The sequence below is a fragment of the Amycolatopsis sp. NPDC098790 genome (assembly GCF_044759945.1).
GTDB lineage: Bacteria > Actinomycetota > Actinomycetes > Mycobacteriales > Pseudonocardiaceae > Amycolatopsis.
Map to the genome: position 1 here is coordinate 1131406 of NZ_JBIWAI010000001.1, position 23383 is coordinate 1154788.

The 23383-nt window shown below is 72.2% G+C and carries 18 protein-coding genes; 5 read left to right on the forward strand and 13 right to left on the reverse strand.

All coding sequences use genetic code 11. The features are described 5' to 3' along the window. Positions 1-9: 9 nt before the first annotated feature. Both ACIQWX_RS05715 and ACIQWX_RS05720 read right to left on the reverse strand, forming a co-directional pair. Complete coding sequence (locus ACIQWX_RS05715; protein ID WP_400866062.1) at positions 10-954, reverse strand: D-alanine--D-alanine ligase; 945 nt, start codon at positions 952-954, stop codon at positions 10-12. Between the two features lie 22 nt (positions 955-976). Further along, positions 977-2311, reverse strand: a complete 1335-nt coding sequence (locus ACIQWX_RS05720) for a PLP-dependent aminotransferase family protein (protein WP_400866065.1) — start codon at positions 2309-2311, stop codon at positions 977-979. 213 nt (positions 2312-2524) lie between these two features. Here ACIQWX_RS05720 and ACIQWX_RS05725 point away from each other — a divergent pair, with 213 nt between their 5' ends. After that, complete coding sequence (locus tag ACIQWX_RS05725; protein WP_257922727.1) at positions 2525-3169, forward strand: GNAT family N-acetyltransferase; 645 nt, start codon at positions 2525-2527, stop codon at positions 3167-3169. 208 nt (positions 3170-3377) lie between these two features. On the opposite strand, the gene ACIQWX_RS05730 is transcribed toward ACIQWX_RS05725, so the two are convergent. From ACIQWX_RS05730 to murJ, 7 genes are all read right to left on the reverse strand, one after another. Then, positions 3378-4526, reverse strand: coding sequence for an N-acetylmuramoyl-L-alanine amidase (locus ACIQWX_RS05730; RefSeq protein WP_400866069.1), 1149 nt, complete (start codon positions 4524-4526; stop codon positions 3378-3380). A 276-nt stretch (positions 4527-4802) separates the two neighbouring features. Further along, positions 4803-5126 carry a thioredoxin gene (gene trxA, locus ACIQWX_RS05735; RefSeq protein WP_072475336.1) on the reverse strand — a complete coding sequence of 108 codons (324 nt, stop codon included), beginning with the start codon at positions 5124-5126 and terminating at the stop codon, positions 4803-4805. Between the two features lie 37 nt (positions 5127-5163). Further along, positions 5164-6156, reverse strand: a complete 993-nt coding sequence (gene trxB / locus ACIQWX_RS05740; RefSeq protein WP_400866073.1) for a thioredoxin-disulfide reductase — start codon at positions 6154-6156, stop codon at positions 5164-5166. A 77-nt stretch (positions 6157-6233) separates the two neighbouring features. Beyond that, positions 6234-7010: a hypothetical protein gene (locus ACIQWX_RS05745; protein WP_400866076.1), complete on the reverse strand. Its 777-nt coding sequence runs from the start codon at positions 7008-7010 to the stop codon at positions 6234-6236. Beyond that, a complete protein-coding gene (gene sigM / locus ACIQWX_RS05750) occupies positions 7007-7630 on the reverse strand; it encodes an RNA polymerase sigma factor SigM (RefSeq protein WP_086679039.1) in 624 nt (207 codons plus the stop codon). Before sigM ends, ACIQWX_RS05745 begins: the two co-directional genes overlap by 4 nt. Positions 7631-7661: 31 nt before the next feature. Further along, entirely contained in the window at positions 7662-9251 is a 1590-nt protein-coding gene (locus ACIQWX_RS05755) for a hypothetical protein (RefSeq protein ID WP_400866079.1), read from the reverse strand. An 82-nt stretch (positions 9252-9333) separates the two neighbouring features. Next, positions 9334-11055 carry a murein biosynthesis integral membrane protein MurJ gene (gene murJ / locus ACIQWX_RS05760; RefSeq protein ID WP_400869404.1) on the reverse strand — a complete coding sequence of 574 codons (1722 nt, stop codon included), beginning with the start codon at positions 11053-11055 and terminating at the stop codon, positions 9334-9336. Between the two features lie 321 nt (positions 11056-11376). Here murJ and ACIQWX_RS05765 point away from each other — a divergent pair, with 321 nt between their 5' ends. Then, positions 11377-11958 carry a hypothetical protein gene (locus ACIQWX_RS05765; RefSeq protein ID WP_400866082.1) on the forward strand — a complete coding sequence of 194 codons (582 nt, stop codon included), beginning with the start codon at positions 11377-11379 and terminating at the stop codon, positions 11956-11958. A 124-nt stretch (positions 11959-12082) separates the two neighbouring features. Here ACIQWX_RS05765 and ACIQWX_RS05770 read toward each other — a convergent pair whose 3' ends face one another. Together ACIQWX_RS05770 and ACIQWX_RS05775 are read right to left on the reverse strand one after the other, a co-directional pair. Then, positions 12083-14239 (reverse strand): DUF6049 family protein, encoded by a 2157-nt coding sequence (locus ACIQWX_RS05770; RefSeq protein WP_400866085.1) that lies wholly within the window; start codon positions 14237-14239, stop codon positions 12083-12085. Continuing rightward, positions 14236-14790 (reverse strand): NUDIX hydrolase, encoded by a 555-nt coding sequence (locus ACIQWX_RS05775; protein ID WP_400866088.1) that lies wholly within the window; start codon positions 14788-14790, stop codon positions 14236-14238. Before ACIQWX_RS05775 ends, ACIQWX_RS05770 begins: the two co-directional genes overlap by 4 nt. Before the next feature lie 99 nt (positions 14791-14889). On the opposite strand from ACIQWX_RS05775, the gene ACIQWX_RS05780 reads away from it, so the two are divergent. From ACIQWX_RS05780 to ACIQWX_RS05790, 3 genes are all read left to right on the forward strand, one after another. Then, positions 14890-16332: a CCA tRNA nucleotidyltransferase gene (locus ACIQWX_RS05780; RefSeq protein WP_400866090.1), complete on the forward strand. Its 1443-nt coding sequence runs from the start codon at positions 14890-14892 to the stop codon at positions 16330-16332. A gap of 102 nt (positions 16333-16434) precedes the next feature. Beyond that, positions 16435-17763, forward strand: a complete 1329-nt coding sequence (locus ACIQWX_RS05785) for a sensor histidine kinase (RefSeq protein WP_400866092.1) — start codon at positions 16435-16437, stop codon at positions 17761-17763. 12 nt (positions 17764-17775) lie between these two features. Next, entirely contained in the window at positions 17776-18618 is an 843-nt protein-coding gene (locus ACIQWX_RS05790) for a class I SAM-dependent methyltransferase (RefSeq protein ID WP_400866094.1), read from the forward strand. Here the strand turns inward: ACIQWX_RS05790 and ACIQWX_RS05795 are convergent. Further along, positions 18605-20512 (reverse strand): TNT domain-containing protein, encoded by a 1908-nt coding sequence (locus tag ACIQWX_RS05795; protein ID WP_400866097.1) that lies wholly within the window; start codon positions 20510-20512, stop codon positions 18605-18607. The two genes, ACIQWX_RS05790 and ACIQWX_RS05795, sit on opposite strands and share 14 nt — an antisense overlap. Before the next feature lie 36 nt (positions 20513-20548). Continuing rightward, positions 20549-23374 carry an ADP-ribosylglycohydrolase family protein gene (locus ACIQWX_RS05800; protein WP_400866099.1) on the reverse strand — a complete coding sequence of 942 codons (2826 nt, stop codon included), beginning with the start codon at positions 23372-23374 and terminating at the stop codon, positions 20549-20551. Between the last annotated feature and the right edge of the window lie 9 nt (positions 23375-23383).

The following is a 23383-nucleotide window of genomic DNA, read 5'->3' on the forward strand; positions in this document are numbered from 1 at the left end:
TGAGAGGAGTCAGCGGGAAATCGCGCGACCGATCAGTTCGCCGAACACCGTGCCGAGCGACTTGCCCGCGGCCTCGATCGCCATCGGCACCGTCGACGTCTCGGTGAGACCCGGCGACGGGTTCACTTCGAGGAAGTACACCGTGCCGTCCGCCGCGACGACCGCGTCGGTGCGCGAGATGTCGCGAAGGCCGAGGACGCGGTGCGCGGCGACGGCCAGCTCGGCCACCGCCTTGGCCGCGGCGTCGTCGAGGCGGGCCGGGGTGAAGAAGTCCGTCAGGCCGGCCGTGTAGCGGGCCGTGTAGTCGTACACGCCGCTCTCCGGGACGATCTCGACCGCCGGCAGGGCCTCGGGCCCGTTCTCGCCCTCGATGACCGTCACGGCCACCTCGACGCCGTCCACGAACCGCTCGGCGAGCACTGTGTCGCCGTACGCGAAGCAGCCGACCATCGCCGCCGGCAGTTCCGCCGCTTCGCGGACCACCTGGGTGCCGAGCGCCGAGCCGCCCTGGTCGGGCTTGAGGATCAGCGGCAGGCCGAGGCGCTCGACCATCGCGTCGAGCACCGCTTGGGCGCCCAGCTCGCGGAACGTGCTGTGCGGCAGCACCGCCCAGCCCGGCGTGGTGAACCCGGCGTTCTCGATGAGGGCCTTCGCGGTCGGCTTGTCCCACGCGCGGCGGCAGCCCTGGGAGCCGGTGCCGACGAACGGCACGTCCAGCATCTCCAGGACCGTCTGCACCGAGCCGTTCTCGCCCTCGCCTCCGTGCAGGGCGACGACCACCGCGTCCGGCCGCTGGGTGCGCAAGCGCTCCAGCAGGCCCGCGTCGGTGTCCCACTCCTCGATGCCGAGGCCTTCGGACTTGAGCGCCGCGGAGAGCCGCCGCCCGGACCTCAGCGAGACGTCGCGTTCGTGCGAAAGCCCGCCGGCGAGCACGGCAACGGTACGGTCGACCACCGTGGGAACTCCTTAAGAAGATCTAGACCGTGTCCGGGGACGGGTTCTGCGGCCCCTGGATCTGGCGCGAGCCCACGCTACCGAAGGTGCGCGCCAGGTCCATTTCGGACTCCAGCACGGCAGCCAGCCGGCGCACGCCCTCACGGATGCGCTCCGGCGTCGGGTAGCAGTAGGACAGCCGCATCTGCCGGCTGCCGAACCCGTCCGCGTAGAAGCCGGTTCCGGACGCGTACGCCACCCGCGCGGTCACCGCGCGCGGCAGCATCGCCTTCGTGTCGACGCCTTCCGGCACCGTCACCCAGACGTAGAACCCGCCGTCCGGCTTGGTCCACGAGCACCCCGCGGGCAGGTACTGCTCCAGCGCGGACAGCATCGCGTCGCGCCGGTCGCGGTAGTTCTCGCGGAACTTCTTGATCTGGCCCTTCCAGTCGTGCGTGGCCAGGTAGCGCGAGACGATCATCTGGTTGAACGTCGGCGGGCACAGCGTCGCCGACTCCGCCGCCAGCACGAGCTTCTCGCGCACGGCGTGCGGCGCGAGCACCCAGCCGACGCGCAGGCCGGAGGCGAACGTCTTGGAGAACGACCCGAGGTACACGACGTTGTCGGGGTCGGTCGAGCGCAGCGCCGGGTACGTCTGGCCGTCGAAGCCGAGCAACCCGTACGGGTTGTCTTCGACGACGAGGACATTGTGCTCGCGGCAGATCTCGAGGATCTCCGCGCGGCGCTCCACGGCCAGCGTGACGCCGGCGGGGTTGTGGAAGTTCGGGATCGTATACAGGAACTTGACGCGGCGACCGGCCTTCTTCGCCTGATCGAGTGCTTCCCGCAGCAACGACGGCACCAGGCCCTGGTCGTCCATCGCCACGTGCACGACCTGCGCCTGGTACGCGGCGAACGAGCCCAGCGCGCCGACGTACGACGGGCCTTCGGCGATCACGACGTCACCCGGGTCGCAGAACAGCCGCGTGACCATGTCGAGGCCCATCTGGGAGCCGACGGTCACCACGACGTCGTCCGGGTGGGCCTTGATGCCCTCCAGGGCCATGATTTCGCAGATCTGCTCGCGCAGCACCGGCACGCCGTGCGCCGAGCCGTACTGCAGGGCAACCAGGCCGTCTTCGGCGATGATCTCCGCCACCTGCGCCGACAGCGTGTCGAGCGGGAGCGCGGCCAGGTTCGGCATGCCGCCGGCCAGCGAAACCACCTCGGGCCGGCTGGCGACCGCGAACAGCGCCCGGATCTCGGAGGCGGTCATCCCGGCGGTGCGCGCGGCGTACCGCTCGAGGTGCGGGTCGAGGTTCTGACGGCCACTGCTCGGCCGGCCGCTGTGCGGCTTGCTGGGGCGGTTCTCGGTCATCGACGATTCACCCGGGGCTCGATGGATGGGCTGCCTGTGAAGAGCGCAGCAGATCCAGTCGAGTGTAACCGGGCACCCATCCGGTACCCCTGGCCTTTCGGCGCTCGTCACATCGGCCTATCCTCGATCCTGGCTCCCGTGTCGTGCCGCGCTCCAGCGCGGCTTGACGGCCCGGGCGGCCGGTCGGGAGCAGCAGGTCAGGGGAGGTCGCGGGTGTCGCGTCGCGTCGTGGGCGTCACACTGGACAACCTCGAGCACCTGCCGAAGAGCTGCCGCCAGTGCGTGTACTGGGAGCTGGCCCCGCACCTGAAGAACCAGGCCGAGGAGTTCGGCGCCACCGAGGTCGAGAAGGAAGCCTGGGTTTCCAGCGTCCTGCTCGAGTGGGGTTCCTGCGGCCGCATCGTCTACAGCGACACGCTGCCGGTCGGGTTCGTGCTGTACGCCCCGCCGAACGCCGTCCCGCGCTCGCTGGCCTTCCCGACGTCCCCGCCGAGCGCGGACGCGGTCCTGCTGACGGCGTTCCAGGTCCTCCCCGAGTTCCGCGGCGGCGGCCTCGGCCGGATGCTGGTCCAGGCGGTCGCCAAGGACCTGACCAAACGCGGCGTCCGCGCGATCGAAGCGTTCGGCGACGCGCGCCCCGACGAGACCGACCCCGACGGCGGCCACAGCTGCGTGCTGCCGGCCGCGTTCCTGCAGAGCGTCGGCTTCAAGACGGTCCGCCCGCACCAGAAGTGGCCGCGGCTGCGCCTGGAACTGCGCTCGGCGATCACCTGGAAGGAAGACGTCGAGGCGGCCCTCGAACGGCTGCTCGGCCAGGTGACGATCACGACGGCCGAGCCGAGTCTCGGCCGCGCTTGACCCACCCGCAAACGTTTGCGCCCGTGCCTGAGCACGGGCGCGACACGCGTGTGCACAGCTGTGGAAGAAGTGCCGAGTTATCCACAGAGCGCTGCTAGACGCGGTGGACAAGCTGTGGATGACTGCCCGAAAACCTGGGGACGCAGCGCGTGCGTCCCCAGGGGTGGTGGGGCAGGTGAAGGTGAGCCGCTAGGGGTTGTGGTCGGCCCTATTCGGCCTTGGCGAGCTCGTGCGCCAGGACGTCGGCGAACGTGAACGTTCCCGTCGGCTGGTCGCCCTCGCCGAGCAGGTACAGGCGCTTGACGGCGATCAGGATGCCCTCCGCGACGATGTCGCGGAACGCCGGGTCGCCGAGCTTGCGGGCGTCGTCCGGGTTCGTCAGGTAGCCGATCTCGATCCGGACCGCCGGGCAGCGCGTGCGGGTGAAGATGTCCCACGACTTGTAGTGCGTGCGGTTGTCCTGCAGGCCCGTGCGGGCCGCGACCTCGCGCTGGATGAAGCCGGCCAGCAGTTCGCCCACCGTGGACGTCGTGCCGTTGCCGTTGCCGAAGTGGAAGCTCGCGACGCCCTGGGCGCGCGGCGACGGGTTCTTGTCGCTGTGCAGGGACAGGAACAGGTCCGCGCCCGCGTCGTTGGCGAACTTGGCGCGCTCCAGCTCGGTCGGGCTGTGGTTCGGCCCGCGGGAGATCAGCGCCTCCATGCCCGTGGCCTTCATCCGGCCTTCGAGGCGGCGCGCGAGGTCCCAGGCGATGTCGGCTTCACGCAGTCCGCCGGCGACCACGCCGAGGTCGTCGCCGCCGTGGCCCGGGTCGATCACGATGCGTTTGCCGCGCAGGCGCGGACCGGCCTGGCGCACCTGCTCCTGCTCGCGCAGGAACACGGGGCGCCCGCCGCGGGCCCGCGGCGAGGACAGGCGGTGCAGCTCGCGGATGGTCGCCGGGCCGCACATGCCGTCCGGCGTCAGGCGCATGTCGCGCTGGAACGTCTTGAGCGCGCGCTCGGTGGCCGGGCCGAAGTAGCCGTCCGGGCGGCCGGCGTCGAAGCCCAGCTCCGTGAGCCGCTCCTGCAGCGTGAAGACGTCGTCGCCGTGCACCGGCGACGCGATCATGTACGACAGCGGGCGGCTGCCCAGGTGGTAGCTGGCGCCCTTGAGCGCCTGGAAGGTCGCCGGACCCACGATGCCGTCGGTCATCAGCCCACGGCGCTGCTGGAAGGCACGGACGGCGTGCTCGACGGCGACGTCGAACGTGCCGTAGTCGTCGGTACCGGTGACCGGCGGGAGCAGGTCCATCCCGGCCAGGATGGACCTGATCTCGGCGACGTCCGGACCGGCGTCACCGCGGCGGAGTACCCGCATGCACTCCTCGCTCTTTCCTAGGGCACCGAGTCGGGGGGCTCGGTGCGTGGCAAGAAAACCTTCGCTGGGACGGGCCCAGGTCCTCTATTGTGCCTTGCCAACTCTCGGTGACAGCGCAGGCCCAGTAGGTTCGTCAAGAGCCCGATCGTGGAGTACCCCTCGTGGCCCCGGTCACGCTTGATTCACCCACACCGGTCGCATTCCCCCGAACGGCAGCGGACCCGGGGTCCACGAGAGGGTTCTCGCAGGCCCCGGGTCCGCCGGGCTTGATCGACTTCAGAGGACGTCGGCGAGGTCCGACAGCAGCGCGGCCTTCGGCTTGGCGCCCACGATCTGCTTCACCGGCTTGCCGCCCTGGAACAGGATCAGCGTCGGGATCGACATCACCTGGTAGTCACGCGGCGTGTTCGGGTTCTCGTCGATGTCGATCTTGGCGATGGTCAGCTTGTCGCCCTTCTCGGCCGCGATCTCCTCGAGCACCGGCGCGACCATCTTGCACGGGCCGCACCAGGTCGCCCAGAAGTCGACCAGAACGGGCTTCTCGCTGGTCAGGACCTCGTCGACGAACGTCGCGTCGGTCACCTTGACGGTGTTGGCCATGGTTTCTCCTCCAAGGGGGTGGTTGAACGCCGGAAAGTCAGTTGGTGCCCGCGCCGTAGCCGCCGCCGACGAGCTCGGCCGCCTCGTGCGCGTCCGATTCGCCGTGCTCCGCGAGCCATCGTTCCGCGTCGATCGCCGCGCTGCACCCGGAACCGGCGGCGGTGATGGCCTGCCGGTAGGTGCGGTCGACCAGGTCGCCGGCCGCGAAGACGCCGTCGAGGTTCGTGAAGGACGTCTTGTCCTTCGTCACGACGTAGCCGTCCTCGTCCAGCTCGACCTGCCCCTTCACCAGCTGGCTGCGGGGGTCGTGGCCGATCGCGACGAAGAAGCCGGACACGTCCAGCGTCGACTCCGAGCCGTCCTTGGTGTCCTTCAGCTGCAGACCCTCGACCTTGCCGTCGCCGACAACGCCGGTGATCTGCGAGTTCAGCTTCCACTTGATCTTCTCGTTCGCGCGGGCGCGCTCGAGCATGATCTTGGAGGCGCGGAACTCGTCGCGCCGGTGCACGACGGTGACGGACTTCGCGAACTTCGTCAGGAAGGTCGCCTCCTCCATCGCCGAGTCGCCACCGCCGGCGACCACGATGTCGTGGTCGCGGAAGAAGAAGCCGTCACAGGTCGCACAGGCCGAGACACCGCGGCCGAGCAGCTCCTGCTCGCCCGGCACGTTCAGGTACCGCGCCGCGGCACCCATGGCGAGGATGACCGCGCGGGCGGCGTAGCGCTTGCCGTTCGCGACGACGTACTTGACGTCCCCGGTCAGCTCCAGCGACTCGACGTCCTCCGCGCGCAGCTCGGCGCCGAAGCGCTCGGCCTGCTTGCGCATCTCCTCCATCAGGTCCGGACCCATGATGCCGTCGCGGAACCCGGGGAAGTTCTCGACCTCGGTCGTCGTCATCAGCGCGCCGCCGAACTGCGTGCCCTCGAACACCAGCGGTTCCAGCTGGGCCCGTGCCGCGTAGACGGCAGCGGTGTATCCGGCAGGACCCGATCCGACGACGATCAGGTTCCTGATTTCTTCGGCAGCCACCCGTGACCTCCGCTCGTAGTGACCTGTACCAGGCTCAACACGATCGTAGGTGGCCGTGTTCCCGGCCGTGACAGCCGCTACTTCTCCCCGACGACCTTGTCGAACAGCACCGCCGGGTTGCCGGGTCCGCAGTCCGCGCCGAAGGCCACGAGCCGGAACTGCGCGAGCTTGCCGGTGGTCAGGATGATCATGACCCCGGCCTTGCCGCCGACGTTCACCGGGCGGATGCCCTCCGGCCGCACCTCCGGGTCGAGCCCGGCGGCCGCGATGCACGCGTCCAGCTTGTCCTCCGTCTGCAACGGGCCGAAGTCGCGGACGCCGACCGCCTTGCCGATCAGGGCCTGCGCGCCGCTGCCGTCGCTGCCCACTGACGGGCCCGTCGGTGCCGGGGCCGCCACGTTCGGCGTGCCGCTCTGCTGCGCGGTGTTCGGGATCGCGACGGTCACGGCGACGACCGCCGCCGCGGCCGCGGTCAGGACGCCGGCGGCCCAGCCGAGCCGCTTGTTCCGGCGCCGCCGTGCGGCCGCGAGGTCCACCACCGGGGCGTTCCCCTGCTCCGGTGCCGTCCGCGGCTCCGGAAACTTGGCGGCTGCTTCGGCGGCCAAGGCCGCGTCGAGACGGGCCGCGAACTCGGCGGGCATCGGCGGGGCGGGCACGTCGGCGAGCGAGGCCAGGTCGGCCTGCGTCGCGTCGAGGGCGGCGAGGATCTCCCGGGCCTCCGGGTCGGCGTTCACCAGCGGCCACAGCTCGGCCGCCTCGGCGTCGTCCAGGACGCCGGCGTGGAGATCGGCGAGCACGTCGACAGACCAGGGCGGACCGACGGTCCCCCCGATCCCCCGGCTTTCGTCCGTCATCGTCCCTCCCCGCTACCCGGCTGGCGCCCGGCCCGTTTGCTTTCGTGAGTTGGGACGTTCGCAATCGCATCGGGGTTCCGCAGGTGCCCGAGAACCTTCGCGAGTTTTCCGCGGCCCCGCGCGCACCGGCTCTTCACGGTGCCTTCGGCGATGCCGAGCATCTTCGCCGTCTCCGCGACGGAGTAGCCCTCGACGTCGACGAGCACGATCGGGGCGCGCTGGTCCTCCGGCAGCTGGTCGAGGGCCTCGCGCACGAGCAGGCTCGTCTCGCGCTCGGCCATCGAGTCGCGCGGGGTGGCCGGCTCGTTGAAGCCGGTTTCCGGCAGCGGCACGGTCGGGCGGGCCTGGCGGCGGCGGATCCGGTCGAGGCAGGCGTTCACCACGATCCGGTGCAGCCACGTCGTGACCTGCGACTCCGCGCGGAACTTGTCGGCGGCCCGGAACGCCGAGATGAACGCGTCCTGCAACGCGTCGGCGGCCTCTTCGGGGTCGCGGACCGTGCGCAGGGCGACCGCCCACATGCGGTCGCGATGTCGCTGGACGAGTTCGCTGAACGCATGGGGGTCCCCCGCGGCGTGAGCCGCTATCAGATCCGCATCCGTGGGAGCTGCAGCTGTCACCCGCAAGAGCCTACTGACCCTGTCGGGTGCGTCACCCCGCAGGCAGGAACGTCAGGTCGGCGATTTCGGTCTGGAACTTCCCGTCGTCGCCACCCAGCTGGGTGATCCAGACGATGAAGTACTCGCCCTGCGTCGGCTGGGCCAGCGGGATCGTCGTCTCGCCGTCCTTCAGGTCGCCGTTGCCGACGACCTTCGTGTCGTCGAAGTCGGGGTTCTTCTCGGTCGCCGAGCGGATCTCCACCTTGGTGCCCGGCGTGCCGCCTTCGACCTTGATCTGGCTGAGGTTGATCGGGTCCTTGAAGGTGACGACCAGGCCGACACCCGGCTTGATGGTGGGGAACTGCTGCTTGTACTGCTCGGTCCGCCACTGCGTCTCGGGCTTGCCGTCGATCGCGTACTTCGCCCGCGCGGTGTTGTCGCCCTTGCCGTCGGGGTTGTAGACGGCCGCGGCCTGCGGGGCCACCGCGGCGCCCACGGTGGGCGACGGCGGCGGGGCCGGCGGGCTGGACGCGGGCGGCTGCCCGGCGGGCTGGCTCGACGCCGGCGGCGCGGCGACGTTGATCGTCGGCCCGCTCGCCTTCGAGTCGCCCTGGAAGACGTTGATCAGCATCAGCCCGCCCCAGGCGAGGATGACGACCGTCGCGACCACCAGCACGGTGACGCCGAGCGCGAGCTTGCGCCGCCGGGCGACGTCCTTGACCGGCTTCTTCGTCGTCCAGACGGTGCCTTCGCCCTCGGCCGGGTCCCCGCCGACGGCCTTGATCAGCTGGGTGCGCTCTTCCTCCTCGGCCACCTGGTCGAGCATGCGGAGGATGGCCGCGCTGGTGCGGATGCCGCCGTTGCCGCCGTCCTCAATCGTGCGGACGGCCAGCGACGACAGGTCGGCCGGGACCGTCGGCACCAGCTGGCGCGGCGGGACGATCCGCCCCTGCGGCGACAGCGGGGCCGGCTGGATCGCGGGCGGGCCGCCGGGCAGCGCCCAGCGGCCGGTGAGAAGCAGGTACAGGACCGCGCCGAGCGCCTTGACGTCGTCGCGCAGCGTCGCCTCCGGCAGCGGGCCGGGGAACGCGAGCTTCAGCGCGCCGTTCGGCGTCAGGCGGAGGCGCTGCGGGTGGTCGAGCCCGAGGACGAGCCCGTTCTGGTGGGCCTGCTCGACGGCTTCGGCCAGCGCCTGCACCATCCGCGCGGCCGCGGCGGGCGCCACCGGCCGCTGCGCGACGAGGTCGACCAGGTCGCTGCCCTTGGTCCACTCCGCGACGACGACGCCGAGCAGGCCTTCGCTGGAGGTGATGCCGCTGCCGAGCGCGAGCACGTCGAGCACGCGGGCGACGCCGCCGTGGCCGAACTTCGACGCGTGCGTTGCGCGTTCGAGGGTCCGCCGGGCCAGGCGGGCGGCTTCGGGGTCGGCCGGGTCACCGACCAGCAGGGTCAGCGCGACGTCCCGCTTCAGCTGCCCGTCCCGGGCGCGCCAGAGGTGCGCGTCGCCCCGCTCGTCCACGCCGAACTGCGCGAGGAGGCGGTAGCGGCCGTCGCCGACCACACGCCCGGGGGCCAGCGATCCGACCTGGGCCTTGCCCACGTGGTTCGCACCCCCCGCCTGTTCGCTCCGCCTCGTGTCCACCCTCACTCGCTCCCGCTCGATCCCCGGTGTCGAGGGTACCCAGAATACGACGCACGAGTCGTCGCCTTCCGTACCGGAATCGTTACCCCCGCTTGATCAACCGGGTGAACCTCGACGTGGCCGGTTTCAGCTCCTCCACCTTCAGCGCCATGAGCACGCCGAACGACACCACGATGCCGACGATGCCCTGCAGGAACAGTTTGACCCAGGCGCCCAGCTTGGGCCCGAAGGAGTCCGGCACGACCTGGCCCACCACCCACGCCGCGCCGACGCCGAGTGCGCTCGCGACCACCGTGAAGAGGATCACGCCGATCACCCGCTTGCTGCGCAGGTTGCCGAGCGTCACCCAGAGCCAGACCTGGCCGAGGATCGCGCCGACGACGAACGTCAGCGCGTTGACCATCATGACGCCGAGCACGACGTTGTCCGGCGACAGCAGCACCGGGCACAGGTACAGCAGCGGCACCTTGACCAGCGTCATCACGATCATGATCAGCGTCGGCGTGCGGGCGTCCTTCATCGCGTAGAAGACGCGCATCTGGAGCATGACCAGCGCGTACGGCAGCAGCGCGAACGCCGAGATGGCGAGGGCGTCGCCGAGGCGCTCGGCGGTGTCGACCGTGCCCTTGCCGAAGGTGAACAGCGCGATGCCGATCGAGCCGCCGACCACGGTCATCACCGCGGAGATCGGGACGAGCATCACCGTCGAGATCCGGGACGCGTACGAGAGGTCGCCGATCAGCTTCTTGTGGTCGCCGTCGGCGGCCGCGCGGCTCATCCGCGGCATGATCGCCGTCAGCAGCGAGACGCCGATGACGCCGTACGGCAGCTGGAAGAGCAGCCAGGCGTTGCTGTACGCGGTCACACCACCGGGTGAACCGGTGGTCAGCACGCGCGTGTTGATCGTGTAGCCGATCTGGCTGACGGCGACGTAGCCGAGGATCCAGAGCGCGAGGCCGCCGAACTCCTTCATCTGCTTGTCGATGCCCCAGCGCCACTTGAACCGGAAGCCGGACCGCAGCAGCGGCGGCACCAGCAGCAGGGCCTGGGCGACGATGCCGCCGGTGACGCCGATGCCGAGCGTCAGCACCTTCGGGTCGGTGATCGAGACGTTGGCCGTGTCGATGTCGCCGGGCATGACCCAGACGACGAGGATCGTGAAGATGACGACCAGGTTGTTGATCACCGGCGCCCACGCGGTGGGGCCGAAGATCTGCTTGGCGTTCAGCACCGCCGAGAGCAGCGCGAAGACGCCGTAGAAGAAGATCTCCGGCAGCAGCAGGTAGGCGAACGCCGTGGTGAGGTCCGCGCTCGCCTTGCCGGACGAGTCGACGTAGAGGCTCGTGAACGCGGGGGCCGCGAGCACCGCGACCACCGTGCCGACCAGCAGCAGCGAGAACGCCACCGTGATGAGCCGCTGGGTGTAGGCGGCCCCGCCGTCGGGGTCGTCCTGCGAGCGCACCAGCAGCGGGACGACCACGCTGGCGAGCACGCCACCCATCAGCAGCTCGAAGATGATGTTCGGCATCGTGTTGGCGACGTTGAACGAGTCGTTCGCGATGCCCTGGCCGATCGCGGCGACCAGCAGCAGCTTCCACAGGAAGCCGGTGATCCGGCTGATCAGCGACGCGATCGCCATCCGGCCGGACGCCTTCGCCAGCGACGGCGCCTTGGCCGGCGCTTCGACCTCTTCGCCGGGCCTCGGCTTGACCAGCGGGCCCTTGAGAGCCGGCATGACCTGGGTGGCCAGCGCGTCGTACGGGCGCATGACGTCCGGGTCGGCGACCGGCCAGCGCGAGTTCATCGGGACGCCGGCGGTGCGCGGGATGAACCGCGTCGCCTCCGGGTCGGGCGGGCGCTGGGCCTCCTCCTGCCACGGCCGGACCGGCGCGGGACGCCGGGAGCCGCGCCCGCGCGGGGGCACGGGGATGCCGGGCGGCGGGGTGCCGGGAGCGGGGGTGCCCGGCGGCGGGGTCACCGGCGGGGCGGGCTGCGGCAGCCGGCCCTGGGCCGACGGCGGGCCGGGTGGTCCCGGGGGCGGCGGCACGGGCGGCACCGGCTGGATGCGCGTGGGTGCCGGACCCCCGGCACGCGGCGGCTGCCCGCCACGCGGTGGCGGCGGGCCTTGCTGAGGCGGAGCGCCCGGCGGCAGGACGCGCCGGGCGGGACGCTGCGGCTCGCGGGGCGGGGCCTCGTCGTGGACGGGCCACGCGTCGTTGGGAGGCAGGTCGTCGCGGACCGGCTGGCCGTCGCGCGGCGGCCGCTGGTCGCGGACCACGCCGTCGTCGCGGAGGGGCCTGCCGTCGCGGGGTGGGCCGTCGACAGGTCGGCCATCGCGAGGTGGCCCGTCGACCGGGCGGCCGTCTCGCGGCGGGGCGTCGTCGCGGGCCGGGCGCCGGGGTGGCGGGCCGTCCTCTCGGACGGGCCGCCGGGGTGGGGCGTCGTCGCGCGCGGGCCGCCGCGGGCCTCCGTCGTCGCGGGCCGGCCGGGGTGGGCCGTCGTCGCGGACCGGGCGGCGGTCGCGGACCGTCGCGTCGTCCGGCGGCGGCATCTGGCGCGTCTGCCCGTTGCGGGGCGGCTGCCTGCGGCCGCGCTCCTGGGGTGGCGGAGGCGGCTGCTGGCGGCGGGCCGGACGCGGGGGCCCGTCACCCCGTTGCGGGGGCTGAGCGCCTTCGCGCCGAGGACGGCCCGCACGCTCGGGTGGTAAGCCCGGCTCTCTCTCCAACGCGTGCCCAATCCTCGGTGCTCTACTCCGGTGCCGCGGCCGGGTGCCGCGCACGTGCGGACCAAGGGTAATCGGGAACCGCCCGGAACACTCAAAGGCCGACGGATCAGTCCACGACGTCGCGACCCGTCCGGGCGTCCTTGACCCGCCGGTAGATGCGCCGGGAGGCGAGCAGAAGCAGGGCCACACCTGCGGCGACGGTCGCGATGATGGTGATCGCGCCGTACTCCGTCGACGTCAGTTCGAAGCGCGCGGATGACCCGAGCGGGGTACCGGTCGGCGTGCTCAACGACACATCGACGCTGAACCGGCCGGCCCGCAGCGCCTCCACGGGGAGGAAGTACTGCCGTCCGCCGCCCGCGGGGAACGACACCTCCTTGCGGTCGTCCGCGCGCAGGCCGATGTTGTTGTTCAAGGTGAACCGGGCGTTGATCCCGACCGGCAGGTCGTTCACCACGTACACCGGGAGCGGGGAGTTGCCGGACGCGAGCGCGATGGTCTGCCGCGGCTGCTGGACGCTCACCCGGTCGCTGATGGCCCCGATCTCGGCTTGGGCGTTCGCGGTCGCGGCGTCGGCGGGCAGGCCCCGCCAGCCGGTGGAGGCCCCGCGCAGCTCGGCCAGCCGGACCGGCGCGACGACGTCGTCCGGTTTCACCCGCTTGGTGGGGTCCAGCTGCATCGCGGACGCCATCCCGGTGGCCTGCTCGTCGAGCTTCGCCAGCGTCGAGACGGCGGCGGGGTCGGTGACCGCGCCGGGGTCCTGGCCGCCGTCGCCGACCGCGCCGGAGCCCTGCGGGTCGGCGTCCAGCAGCGACGGGAGCGACTGCGCCGTGACCAGCCCGGCGTTGAGGAAGTCGCCGACCTGCTGCAGGTACGCCGTGAGCTCGGCGGCCGGGGCGTCCCAGCGCCGCGGCGGGGCGACCAGCAGGTGGTCCGGGCGCTCCTGCCCGGACGGCAGGCCGAGGCCCGCGCGGAAGGCGAGCGCGCCGAGCCCGTTCTGGCTCGAGATCGCGCGCTCGGTGTTCACGGCGACGGTGACCGAGTCGGGCACGCTCGGCACGCCGGACATGGCCGCGGAGATCAGCGAGTCGGTCGGCTGGGCGCGCACGGCGCCGCCCTGCACGGTGACGCCGCCGCCGGCCCCGGCCGGAGCCAGCTTCGCCGCGTCGGTGAGCACGGTCTTGACGCCGGCCTGGGTGAGCGCGGTGAGCACGGCCTCGTTGAGCGTGCCGTCCGGCCAGAGCACGCCGGTCTGCGGCGTGACGCCCGCGACCTGCTGGATGGTCGCCGCCGCCGCGGCCGCCTGCGCGACCAGGATCGGGTCGCCGGGACGGATCCGGGAGACGGTGTTCAGGTCGGCGTCGGCGAAGGGCAGCGCCACCACGCACCGGCCGGTCAGCAGGGTGCGCAGCGAGGCGAGCCACGTCTTCGCCGTCTGGACGCCCTTGCCACCGATGTTGCCGCCCTCGGTGTGCACCTGGTAGCCGCGGGTCATCGAGTCGACCGTCGCCAGCAGGTCCGGGTCGAGCGCGAAGCACATCGACTTGGCGAGGCTCGGATCACCCTGCACGGCCGTCGACGCGGCGGTGACCAGCGCGTTCAGCCGGCCGTCGGGGCCGATCTCGTCGGCCAGCCGGTCGTCGCGCAGCACCAGCGGCTGGCCGTACGGCGCCGCGTACACCTGCGGGACGCTGCTGGTCAGCGGCCACAGCAGGGTCATGCTCGGCGCGCCCGCCGACGAGTGCCCGGCCGCCTTGCCCGGCCTGGCCAGCACCGGCATCAGCATGCTGACCGCGCCCAGCCGGGCCGGCCCGCCGAACTCCGGGGTGCCGTTGACGTTCACCAGCAGCGGGTAGACGCCGGGGCTGCCGAACTGCGCGGCCTTCGAGCCGGTCAGGTTCACCGTGATGTTCAGCGGTGCGCTCTGCCCGGGCTCCAGGACGTCGGCGACCGAGGTGAACTCGGTCAGCGGGGTGTCCTTGATGACCGCGCCGGACAACACGTCGTTGATCCCGCGCGAAGTCGTCGCGCGCTCGCCGACCTGCAGCCGGACCTGCGGCCGGGTGACCTTCCGGTCGCCGGTGTTGGTCACCGTGCCGGCGACGGTCAGCGTCGTCGACGACGTCGTGATCACGCGCGGGTTCAGCTGCGTCAGGTCGACGCGCAGGCGCGCGCCTTCCTCCGCCTGGGCCACCGTGGCTCCGGTGAGGGCGGGGACGGCCAGGAAGAGGACGGAAAGGAAGGCTGCGGCGAACCGCTTCACTCGGGGGCTCCCTCAGGGGCGTGCTCGTCTCGTCCGTGGACGTCCGGGCGCGCGAAAAGTTCCTCGATCAGCCGGCCGGCCTTCCGGACGAGCTTGCGCTCGTCGGAGTAGGCCAGCCTGGTCTCCAGCTCGGCCAGCGGGACCCAGGCCACCTCGGTGACCTCGACGTCCTCGTCGGACAGTTCGCCGCCGAGCGCTTCGAGCAGGAAGTGGTGGACGGTCTTGTGGATGCGCCGCCGCTCGGCCACGAACCAGTAGTCGATGGTGCCCAGTGGCTGCAGCACGCGCGCGGAGATGCCGGTTTCCTCCTTGACCTCGCGCACGGCCGTCTGTTCCACCGTTTCACCGTCCTCGATGTGGCCCTTGGGCAGCGACCACAGCAGTCTGCCGTGCCGGTCGAGCCGGCCGATCAGCACCGCCTGTTCGCGCTCGGCGTCCACCACGAGACCGCCGGCCGACGTCTCGTCGACCGTGGTCAGGCGCCTGCCGCGCTGACGCCTGCGCCGCCTCCGCGGCTTCGAGGCGCCGGGGCGGCCGGCTGATCCAGACATGCTGCGATGCTAGAGCAAACGGTTGCCCCGGTAGGCTGGCTCTCCGTGTCCTGTCCGGCGGTGCCTGTAGTAATCGCACCCGAAAGTAGTGGGAACTTCGTGAACGACGTGGTCGCCAAGGAGAACGCGGTGGTGGAGCTGATGCGGCTCTCCCCCCTGGCGGACGAGCTGGCCGAGCGGTTCGCCCGGGCCGGGCACCGCCTGTACCTCGTCGGCGGGAGCGTGCGCGACGCGCTGCTCGGCCGGCGCTCCGGTGACCTCGACTTCACGACGGACGCGCGGCCGGACCGGGTGCTGAAGATCGTCAGCGACTGGGGCGACGCGGTCTGGGACGTCGGGATCGCGTTCGGCACGGTCGGCGTGACCAAGAAGGGCATGCAGCTCGAAATCACGACGTTCCGCGCGGACAGCTACGACCGCGTCGGCCGCAACCCCGAGGTGACTTTCGGCGACAGCATCGAGGACGACCTGCTCCGGCGTGACTTCACGGTCAACGCGATGGCCGTCGAACTGGCGTCGAAGACGTTCATCGACCCGCACGACGGCTTGAGCGCGCTGCGCGAGCAGGTGCTCGACACGCCGGCGACGCCGCAGGAGTCGTTCGCCGACGACCCGCTGCGGATGCTGCGGGCTGCCCGCTTCGCCGCGCAGCTCGGCTTCACCGCCGCGCCGCGGGTGGTCGACGCGATGGCGTCGATGGCGGGCGAGATCGACCGGATCACCGCCGAGCGCGTCCAGGCCGAGCTGTCCAAGCTGCTGCTCGCGGACGACCCGCGGCCGGGGCTGGAGCTGCTCGTGGACACCGGGCTGGCCGACCGGGTGCTGCCCGAGGTGCCCGGCATGCGGCTGGCGATCGACGAGCACCACCAGCACAAGGACGTCTACCAGCACTCGCTGACCGTGCTCGCCCAGGCGATCGAGCTGGAGAAGACGCACGAGCCGACGTCGGAGCCGGACCTGATCCTGCGGCTGGCGGCGCTGCTGCACGACGCCGGCAAGCCCGCGACGCGGGAGTTCCAGCCGGGCGGCGGGGTGAGCTTCCACCACCACGAGGTGGTCGGGGCGCGGATGGCTCGCAAACGTTTGCGGGCGCTCAAGTTCTCCAAGGAGATCATCGACGACGTCTCCCAGCTCGTGTTCCTCCACCTGCGGTTCCACGGCTACGGCAAGGGCGAGTGGACGGACTCGGCGGTCCGCCGGTACGTCACCGACGCCGGCCCGCTGCTGACCCGGCTGCACAAGCTCGTCCGCGCCGACTGCACCACGCGCAACCGCCGGAAGGCGGCCGCGCTGCAGGCGACCTACGACGACCTCGAGGCCCGGATCGCCGCGCTCAAGGCCAAGGAGGACCTCGACCGCGTGCGGCCGGACCTCAACGGCGAGCAGATCATGGAGCTGCTGGGCATCCGGCCGGGCCCGGACGTCGGCAAGGCGTGGAAGTTCCTCAAGGAGCTGCGCCTCGACCGCGGCCCGCTGGAGCACGACGACGCCGTGGCGGAGCTGAAGAAGTGGGCGGCGGAACAGGGAATCGGAAATTCCTGACCGGTTTGCTGTGAATTCCGTGGAACGCTGGACCTAGCCGTCGCGGATCGGTGATACTCCCTATCCTCGGTTCACCGACGTGACCAGGGGGTTGTCCGCGCGATGTCCACGGAAGCGCCCGGCCCGCCCAAACCGGGCAGCTTCTTCGTGGCGCTCCTGCGGCAGGGCGCGCCTGCGATCGCGACGGCCACCAGCGAGCTTTCGGACGAGATCGGCGACCCGACCCCGATCCACGCGCTGAAGCGGATCTCGAAGATCGGCGGCCCGATCGACCCGAGCCGGCGCGACGGCCTGCTGCTGCGCGCCACCCGGTACGTCGTGCTCATCCCGCTGGCCTTCCGGCTGCTCGCGGTGCCCGGCCAGTTCGGCGCCTACGCCTTCCGCCACGGCACGACCGGCCTGCTGCCGGTCGGGCTGTTCACGCTGCTCTCGATCGCGGTGAACCTGATCGGCTTCCGCTGGATGTTCCGCTCGGCGCCGTACCGCGGCCGCGACGCGGGCAAGCTGCTGGCCGTCGACCTCGTCTTCACCGTGCTGTCGCCGCTGGTCCTCGCGCTGACCGTGCCGGCCGAGGCGTACTTCGACGCGCTGGCGGTCAGCAGCATCCACCTCTTCGGCGAGGCCGGTTTGCTGACGCTCGCCCTCGGCGTCCCGAGCGGGCTGGTGTTCGGGCTGCTCAGCTTCCCGCTGCGGATGCTGGCGAACTGGCTCAACACCGGGCAGTTCCACGTCGGTGCCGCGTTCTCGACGTACTCCGCACTGCTCGCCGAGCTGTTCCTGGCCACCGCCGCGCTGGTGCTGACCGGCCTCGGCACCCGGCTGGCGCTGGCCTACGGCACCCGCAACGGCCGGCTCGCCGAGCGCGCCCAGCAGCACCGGATGCTGCACGACACCGTGCTGCAGACCCTCGAAGCCATGGCGCTGTCCGACACGTCGAAGCCCGAAGAACGGCTGGTCGAAATCCAGCGGCTCGCCCGCGCGCAGGCGATGGAGATCCGGCACATGATCGAGACGGCGAAGACCGAGCAGGCGGAAGCCGGGGCCCGGCCGCTGGGCGAGAAGCTCGCCGCGCTCGCCGCCGAGATGGCGCGCGACGGGCTGCGTGCGCAGCTCGTGCTGGCCGAGCTCGACGACGACACGCTGTCGGAGGTCCGGCAGATCGCCATCCGCGACGCCGTGCGCGAGGCGATGCGGAACACGATGAAGCACTCCGGCACCGACCGGGTCGTGGTGCGCGTCGAGGAACGCGAGGGCGGCATCGCGGTGATCACCCGCGACCACGGCAGCGGCTTCAGCGCGGCCGACCACCCGGCCGGGTTCGGCATCAGCGAGTCGATCACCGCGCGCCTCGCCGAGGTCGGCGGGACGTCCCGGGTCGAGTCGGGACTCGCCGGCGGCGGCACTCGGGTGACGTTGTGGGTGCCGTTCTGATATCTCGTGGACATGACCTCGATCGAGCTGCTCGCCGACGCCCTCGCCGCCTACCGCTCCGGTGACCGCGACCAGGCCGCCGAACTCGCCCGCCGCGCCGGCTCACCATTGGCCGGCGAACTGCGGATCCACCTCGCCGGAGAAGGCGCGGCGGCGGTGTACGACCAGCCGGAGGCGTTCACGGCGTTCATCCGCGGCGGCGGCAACGTCGGGCTGTACCGGCGGCTGAGCGAGGAACTGGCCGCGCGCTACGACAGCGCGAAGCCGGAATCGCTGCTCGACCTGGGCTGCGGCGACGGCCTGGCCGTCGTGCCCGCCCTTGAGCAGGCCACGCACGTGCCGAGCCGGATCGACCTCGTCGAACCGTCGGCCGCGCTGCTCGACGGCGTCCGCGAACGGGTCCCGTCGGCGAGCTGCTGGCAGGCCACCGCGCAGGAGTTCCTGGCCCGCGACGACCTCGGCTGGGACTTCACCCAGTCGACGTTCGCACTGCAGTCCATCGAGCCGGAGCAACGCGCCGAAGTGCTGCGCGCGCTGCAGCCGCGCACCGGGACGCTGGTGCTCGCCGAGTTCGACGTCCCCGAGTACGTCGAAGGGTCGCCGGACCACCTGCGCTCGCTGGTCGCGCGTTACGAGCGTGGCGTCGCCGAGTACGGCGACGACGCCTCCCTGGTCGCGCAGGGTTTCCTGCTGCCCGTCCTGCTCGGGATCGTCTCCGGGCAGGAGCGGACGAACTGGGAGCACCCGGCCGCGGTCTGGGCCGGGCAGCTGAAGACGGCGGGCTTCGCCGACGTCGACGTCGAACCGCTCGCCGACTACTGGTGGTCGCCCGCCGTCCTGATCACTGCCTGCTGAGCGAGCCCGTCTCGAGGTGCTGGGCGAGCGGCCGCGGCAGCAGGTAGGCGACCGCGCCGCCCGGCATCCCGCCCCACGGCGCCGCCACGCCGGTCAGCACCCGCAGCGAGCGCTGCACGCGGTAGAGCCGCTTCTCGCGCTCACGCTCGAACGCCAGCGACGTCTCGACGAACCGCGAGCCGTCGGCGTGCACCAGGTTGCCGGTCTCGTTGCCGAACCGGACGACCGTCGTGCCCGGCGTGAGCACGATCAGGCGCTTGCCGCGGTAGAAGTTCAACGGCGGCTCGCCGCGCATCGGCAGGATCGGCCAGTCGGCGGGCTGGTCGGACTCCTCCGCCGGCCGCGGCGGCTGCATCAGCAGCACGCCGAGCAGGAACCGGGCCGCGTCGGCGAGCGAGCCGAACGCGACCGGCTCGTCGGACGGCGGCCGCGAGACCTCCCAGCCGTTCTCCGCGCGCCGCAGCGTCCAGACGTCGTCGGCGGGCACCTCGGTGGCGCCGATCCGGTAGGCCGAGGCCGGCACGCCGTGCTCGTGGAGCCGCTGCTGGAGCAGCTCCAGCGTCTCCGCGCCCTTGAGCGTCCGCACCTGCTCGCCGCGCGCGACGCGGGTGAGCGCGCGCTCGTCCGGCAGGTCGGCGGCCGTCTGCGGCGGCCGCGGCTGGCCGAGGACCTCCGCCTCCGCCGTCGCGCGGACCAGCTCGCCGACGAACGGCGGCCGGAAGCTCATCGCACGCGCGTGCTCGACCAGCTCCGGCTCCGGCGGCACCCCGTACTTGCGCAGGTAGTGCGGCACGGCGGCGGGCCAGATCCAGGTGCCGTCGGTGTGGAACGCGTTCGGCACGTCCGGCTTCGCGCCCGGCGCGCCGAAGATGTCCGGCAGCGGCGCGGGCCGGTGCAGCGCGACCGGCGCTCGGAACAGGTAGTCGAGCAGCCCGCGGACCTGGTCCGGCGGCACCGGCGGCCGGTTGACCACCGGGCGCTCGCCCTCGGCGTGCGAATCGGCGGTCCGGGCCAGCCGGAACGTGACGTCGAGCGGCAGCCCGGCCTTCGCGGTCAGCCACGCCGGGACGTGCTTCGCCGCCCGCGGGTAGGTGGCCAGCTCCAGCTCGTAGGCCGCGGTCGACGGGCGGCCGCCATCGTTGGGCGGCACCCGCCAGTCCGGCTCGCGGTCGGCGTCGAAGTCGAAGTCGAACTGCGACTCCGCGTCGAGCGTGAAGGTGCCCTGGTACCAGGTGCCGGTCTCGGGCTGGAACATCGCGGCCCGCAGCCGCGCGAAGAGCCCGCCGAGCCGCGGCACCGCCGGCAGTGAGACCGACACCGGGCCGTCCTCGTCGCCGACCGCGCGGACTTCGATCTCGGAGTAGTCCCCGACCTGCCGGAACTGGGCGCCGACGCGGGCCCAGCCACCCGGCACCGTGTGCAGCAGCGTCCGGCCGATCGCGCGCAGCAGCGCGTTCTGGTCGCCGGTGCCCGGCTGCGGCCGCGCCTCCGGCGTCTCGGTGAAGTCCAGCCGCGTCTGCCACAGCGCGGTGACCTGCTTGGCGGGCACCGTGACCGAGAAGTCGGTCAGGCCCAGCTGCGCCGCGCGGGCGGCGTCGTCGCGGACCCAGCGCAGCGTCAGCTCCGGCCGCGCGCCCGGCGCGACCTCGAAGATCTCGTCGTCGTAGGCGGCGAAGGTGCGCAGCGTGAACGTCGACGGCACCTCGCTGGCCGGCACGACCTTGGCCGGCCGGTCGTCGAACTCCTTGTCGAAGTCCTCCGGCGCCTCTTCCTCCGGCAGCACCGACAGCAGCACGGTGCCGTCGGTCGTCGAACGCTGCGCGCGGAACGTCCCCTCGCCCCACGTCGCGTACAGGCCGTCCGGGCGTTCGGCCACCTCTACCCGGTAACGCACGTTTCGTCCTCCCCTGACCCCAGTGACACCCGAAATCTAGTCGACCGGGTAGCGCGCGAACCACCGGTCGTCACCCGGTGCGTCCGGGCCGAATTCGGTGAGCGCGTCGTCCGCCAAGCCGATGATGACGTCGCGGAGCTCCAGCTGCTCCAGCCAGCTCTTGCGCAGGGCTTCCTCGCCGTACATCGCGCCGACGAGGTTGCCGCAGACCGAGCCGGTCGAGTCGCTGTCCCCGCTGTGGTTGACCGCCGCGAGCAACGCCGTGTCGGCGTCCGCGGTGGTCAGCGCGACGTACACGGACATCGACAGCGCGGTCTCGCCGACGTTGCCCTGCCCGAGCGTCTCCAGCTTTTCCGGCGTCGGCGGGCCCTGCTCCGCCAGCGCCAGGGCCGCGTCGAACGCGTCGCTCTGCTCTTCGTGACCCTCGTGTTTCACCAGCTCGGCCCGCGCGGCCGCGAGGGCGTCGAGCAGCGGTTTCCCGTGCAGCAGCCCGTGGACGAGCACCGCGAAGCAGCCCGAGGACAAATACCCGCTCGGGTGACCATGGGTCAGCGCCGCGCTCTCGGCGCCGAGCCGGAACACCTCGGCGAGGTCGTCGGACCACAGCGCGATGGGCGCCGCGCGCATCACGCCGCCGCAGCCCTTCGAGTTGTTCACCGGCCGCTCGATGGTGCCGCGGACGCCGGAGCGGCCGTACGCCTCCAGCTCGCCGAAGCACGTCAGCCCCGGCGCGCGGCGGCTGAACAGGTCCTGGTGCGTGATCAGCCAGCCGTCCGGCGCCTCGACCGCCGACTGCGGCCCGCGCGCCCGGTCCCACGCGACGCCCTGCGTGTGCAACCAGCGCTGGTAGGCCAGCTGCAGCGAGTGGACGACGTCCGCCGACCCGGTCTTCCGCCGCTGGGCGTGGGCGCGGATGAGCGCTTCGAGCGTGAAGAGCGTCATCTGCGTGTCGTCGGTGATCCGGCCGACGCCGCCGTACGCGGGGATGAAGTCGGTGATGCCCGCCGGCCCGGCGATCTCGCGGATCCGGTCGATCGAGTCGAACTCGGTCTTCGCGCCCAGCGCGTCGCCGATCGCCCCGGCCAGCAGGCTCCCCCGCAGTCGCGATCGCAAGTCGGGTCCCTTCGGTTTCGGCGTGAAGCGTCCGCTGGGGTATCGGCGTTCCCAGCGCGGGTGTTCCGCGGTCTCCGTCTGGAGGCCGTTGCGGTTGAAGTACCAGAAGACGTCGCTGGCGACGTCCTCGAGGAGGCCGAGGTCGGGCAGTCCCGTGACCCACGGCAGGCCCGGCACGCCGACCCGGGCGCCGACGAGCGCCCCCGCGATGGCGCCCGCGACCGGGCCGGACCGCGCGGCGAGCGTGATCGCGGCTTCGGGGTCGTGGCCGCGCTTGGCCGCGGCGAACAGCGCCCGGCCGAGCACCGACCGCACGCTCCGGCCGTCGCCGATGCTCTCCAGCTGCGTGACGTCGTCGGCGTCGCGGTCCTCGCGCAGCGCGAGTACCTGCGTGGCGAGGTCGCCGCCGATCTCGCGCAGCCGCAGGTGCACCGGCAGCGCGAACGCGTCCCGGGTGAGCAGGGCCTGGAACAGCGCGACCAGCAGGCCGACGCCCTCGGTCACCTCCGGGTCGCCGCCGGTGAGGGCGTCTGCGACGTCCTTCGCGTACTGCTCTCCGTCGACGCCGTCGATGGCGACCGCGCTCGCCGGCGTCGCGGCCAGCGCCGTCGCCAGCAACGTCGAGACGCTGTCCGGAGCGAGACCCGCGTGCCGCGTCGCGACCGCGAGCCAGCCGACCGGGTCCGGGAACGGCAGGTTCGCCGGCACTTCGCCGGTCGGCACCGGCGGCAGGCCGCGCAAGACGATGTCGGTGTGGAACAGCAGGTGGCGCGTCAGCCCGCCGAGCGTGCCGGGGGCACCGCCGCCCAGCGCGTCTCCGATGGCGAAGCCGACGTACGCGCCGACGAGCCGGTGCCACGCGAAGCGCGCGGCCGGCGTGCCGAAGGCGAGGAACTTGCCGTACGTCCACGGCACCGGACGCGGCTGAGCGTCCTCGCCGACGTGCGCGATCAAGCCGTTCGCGCCCAGGTCGGCGGGCCATTCCGGGTCCTGGCCCGCCCGCCGCCGGACGCCGTTGCGGTACTGCCAGGCGAACCCGCGCAGGTACCGGACGCACTCCTCCGGCGTCAGCTCGAAGTGGTGGTCACGGGCGTGGTCGACGGCGTACCGGAGGTGCCGTTCCAGCAGGTCGGGCGGCTCGACGCCGAACTCCGCGACCAGCCCCGGCAATGCCTCGGCGACCTCGGGACCGGCTTCCGGCGCGGGTTCGTCGACCTTCGTCCGCTCGCCCGGATCGATGTCACCCAGTTCGGCGGCGCTCAGGCTGCGCACCAGGCCGGTGCCGGGGTCGAGCGTCAGACCGGTCCCCGGCAGGTCCGCCAGCAGGTCGCGGACGGTCGTCCGCCACCGGTGCGGGTACCGGCCGGGCACTTTCGCCGACGAGCTGTAGGCGATGACCTCCCGGCCGCCCGGAACCGGCCGGATCAGCGGTTCGCCGTCCGGCACCGGCACCAGCACTTCGCAGTCCAGCAACGCGCGGGCGAACTCGGCGCGGCTGATCCAGTTCGCGCCCAGGTAGTTCAGCAGCTTCCCGGCGTCGGACGACGGCACCGGGAAGCCCCGCCAGACCGGGCCGGGCGTGTACTGCTCGTTGACTCGGCGCGGGCCGGTCGGCTCCCCGAACAGCGTGTACTGCACCCAGCCCCGGATGGCGCGCACCGGGATGCCGAGACCGGGAAACGCCTTCTCGTCGAACTCCGGGTCGACGTCGGGCCGCCACTCGACGAAGCCGTCGTCGCGTTCAGTCATGCTCCCCAT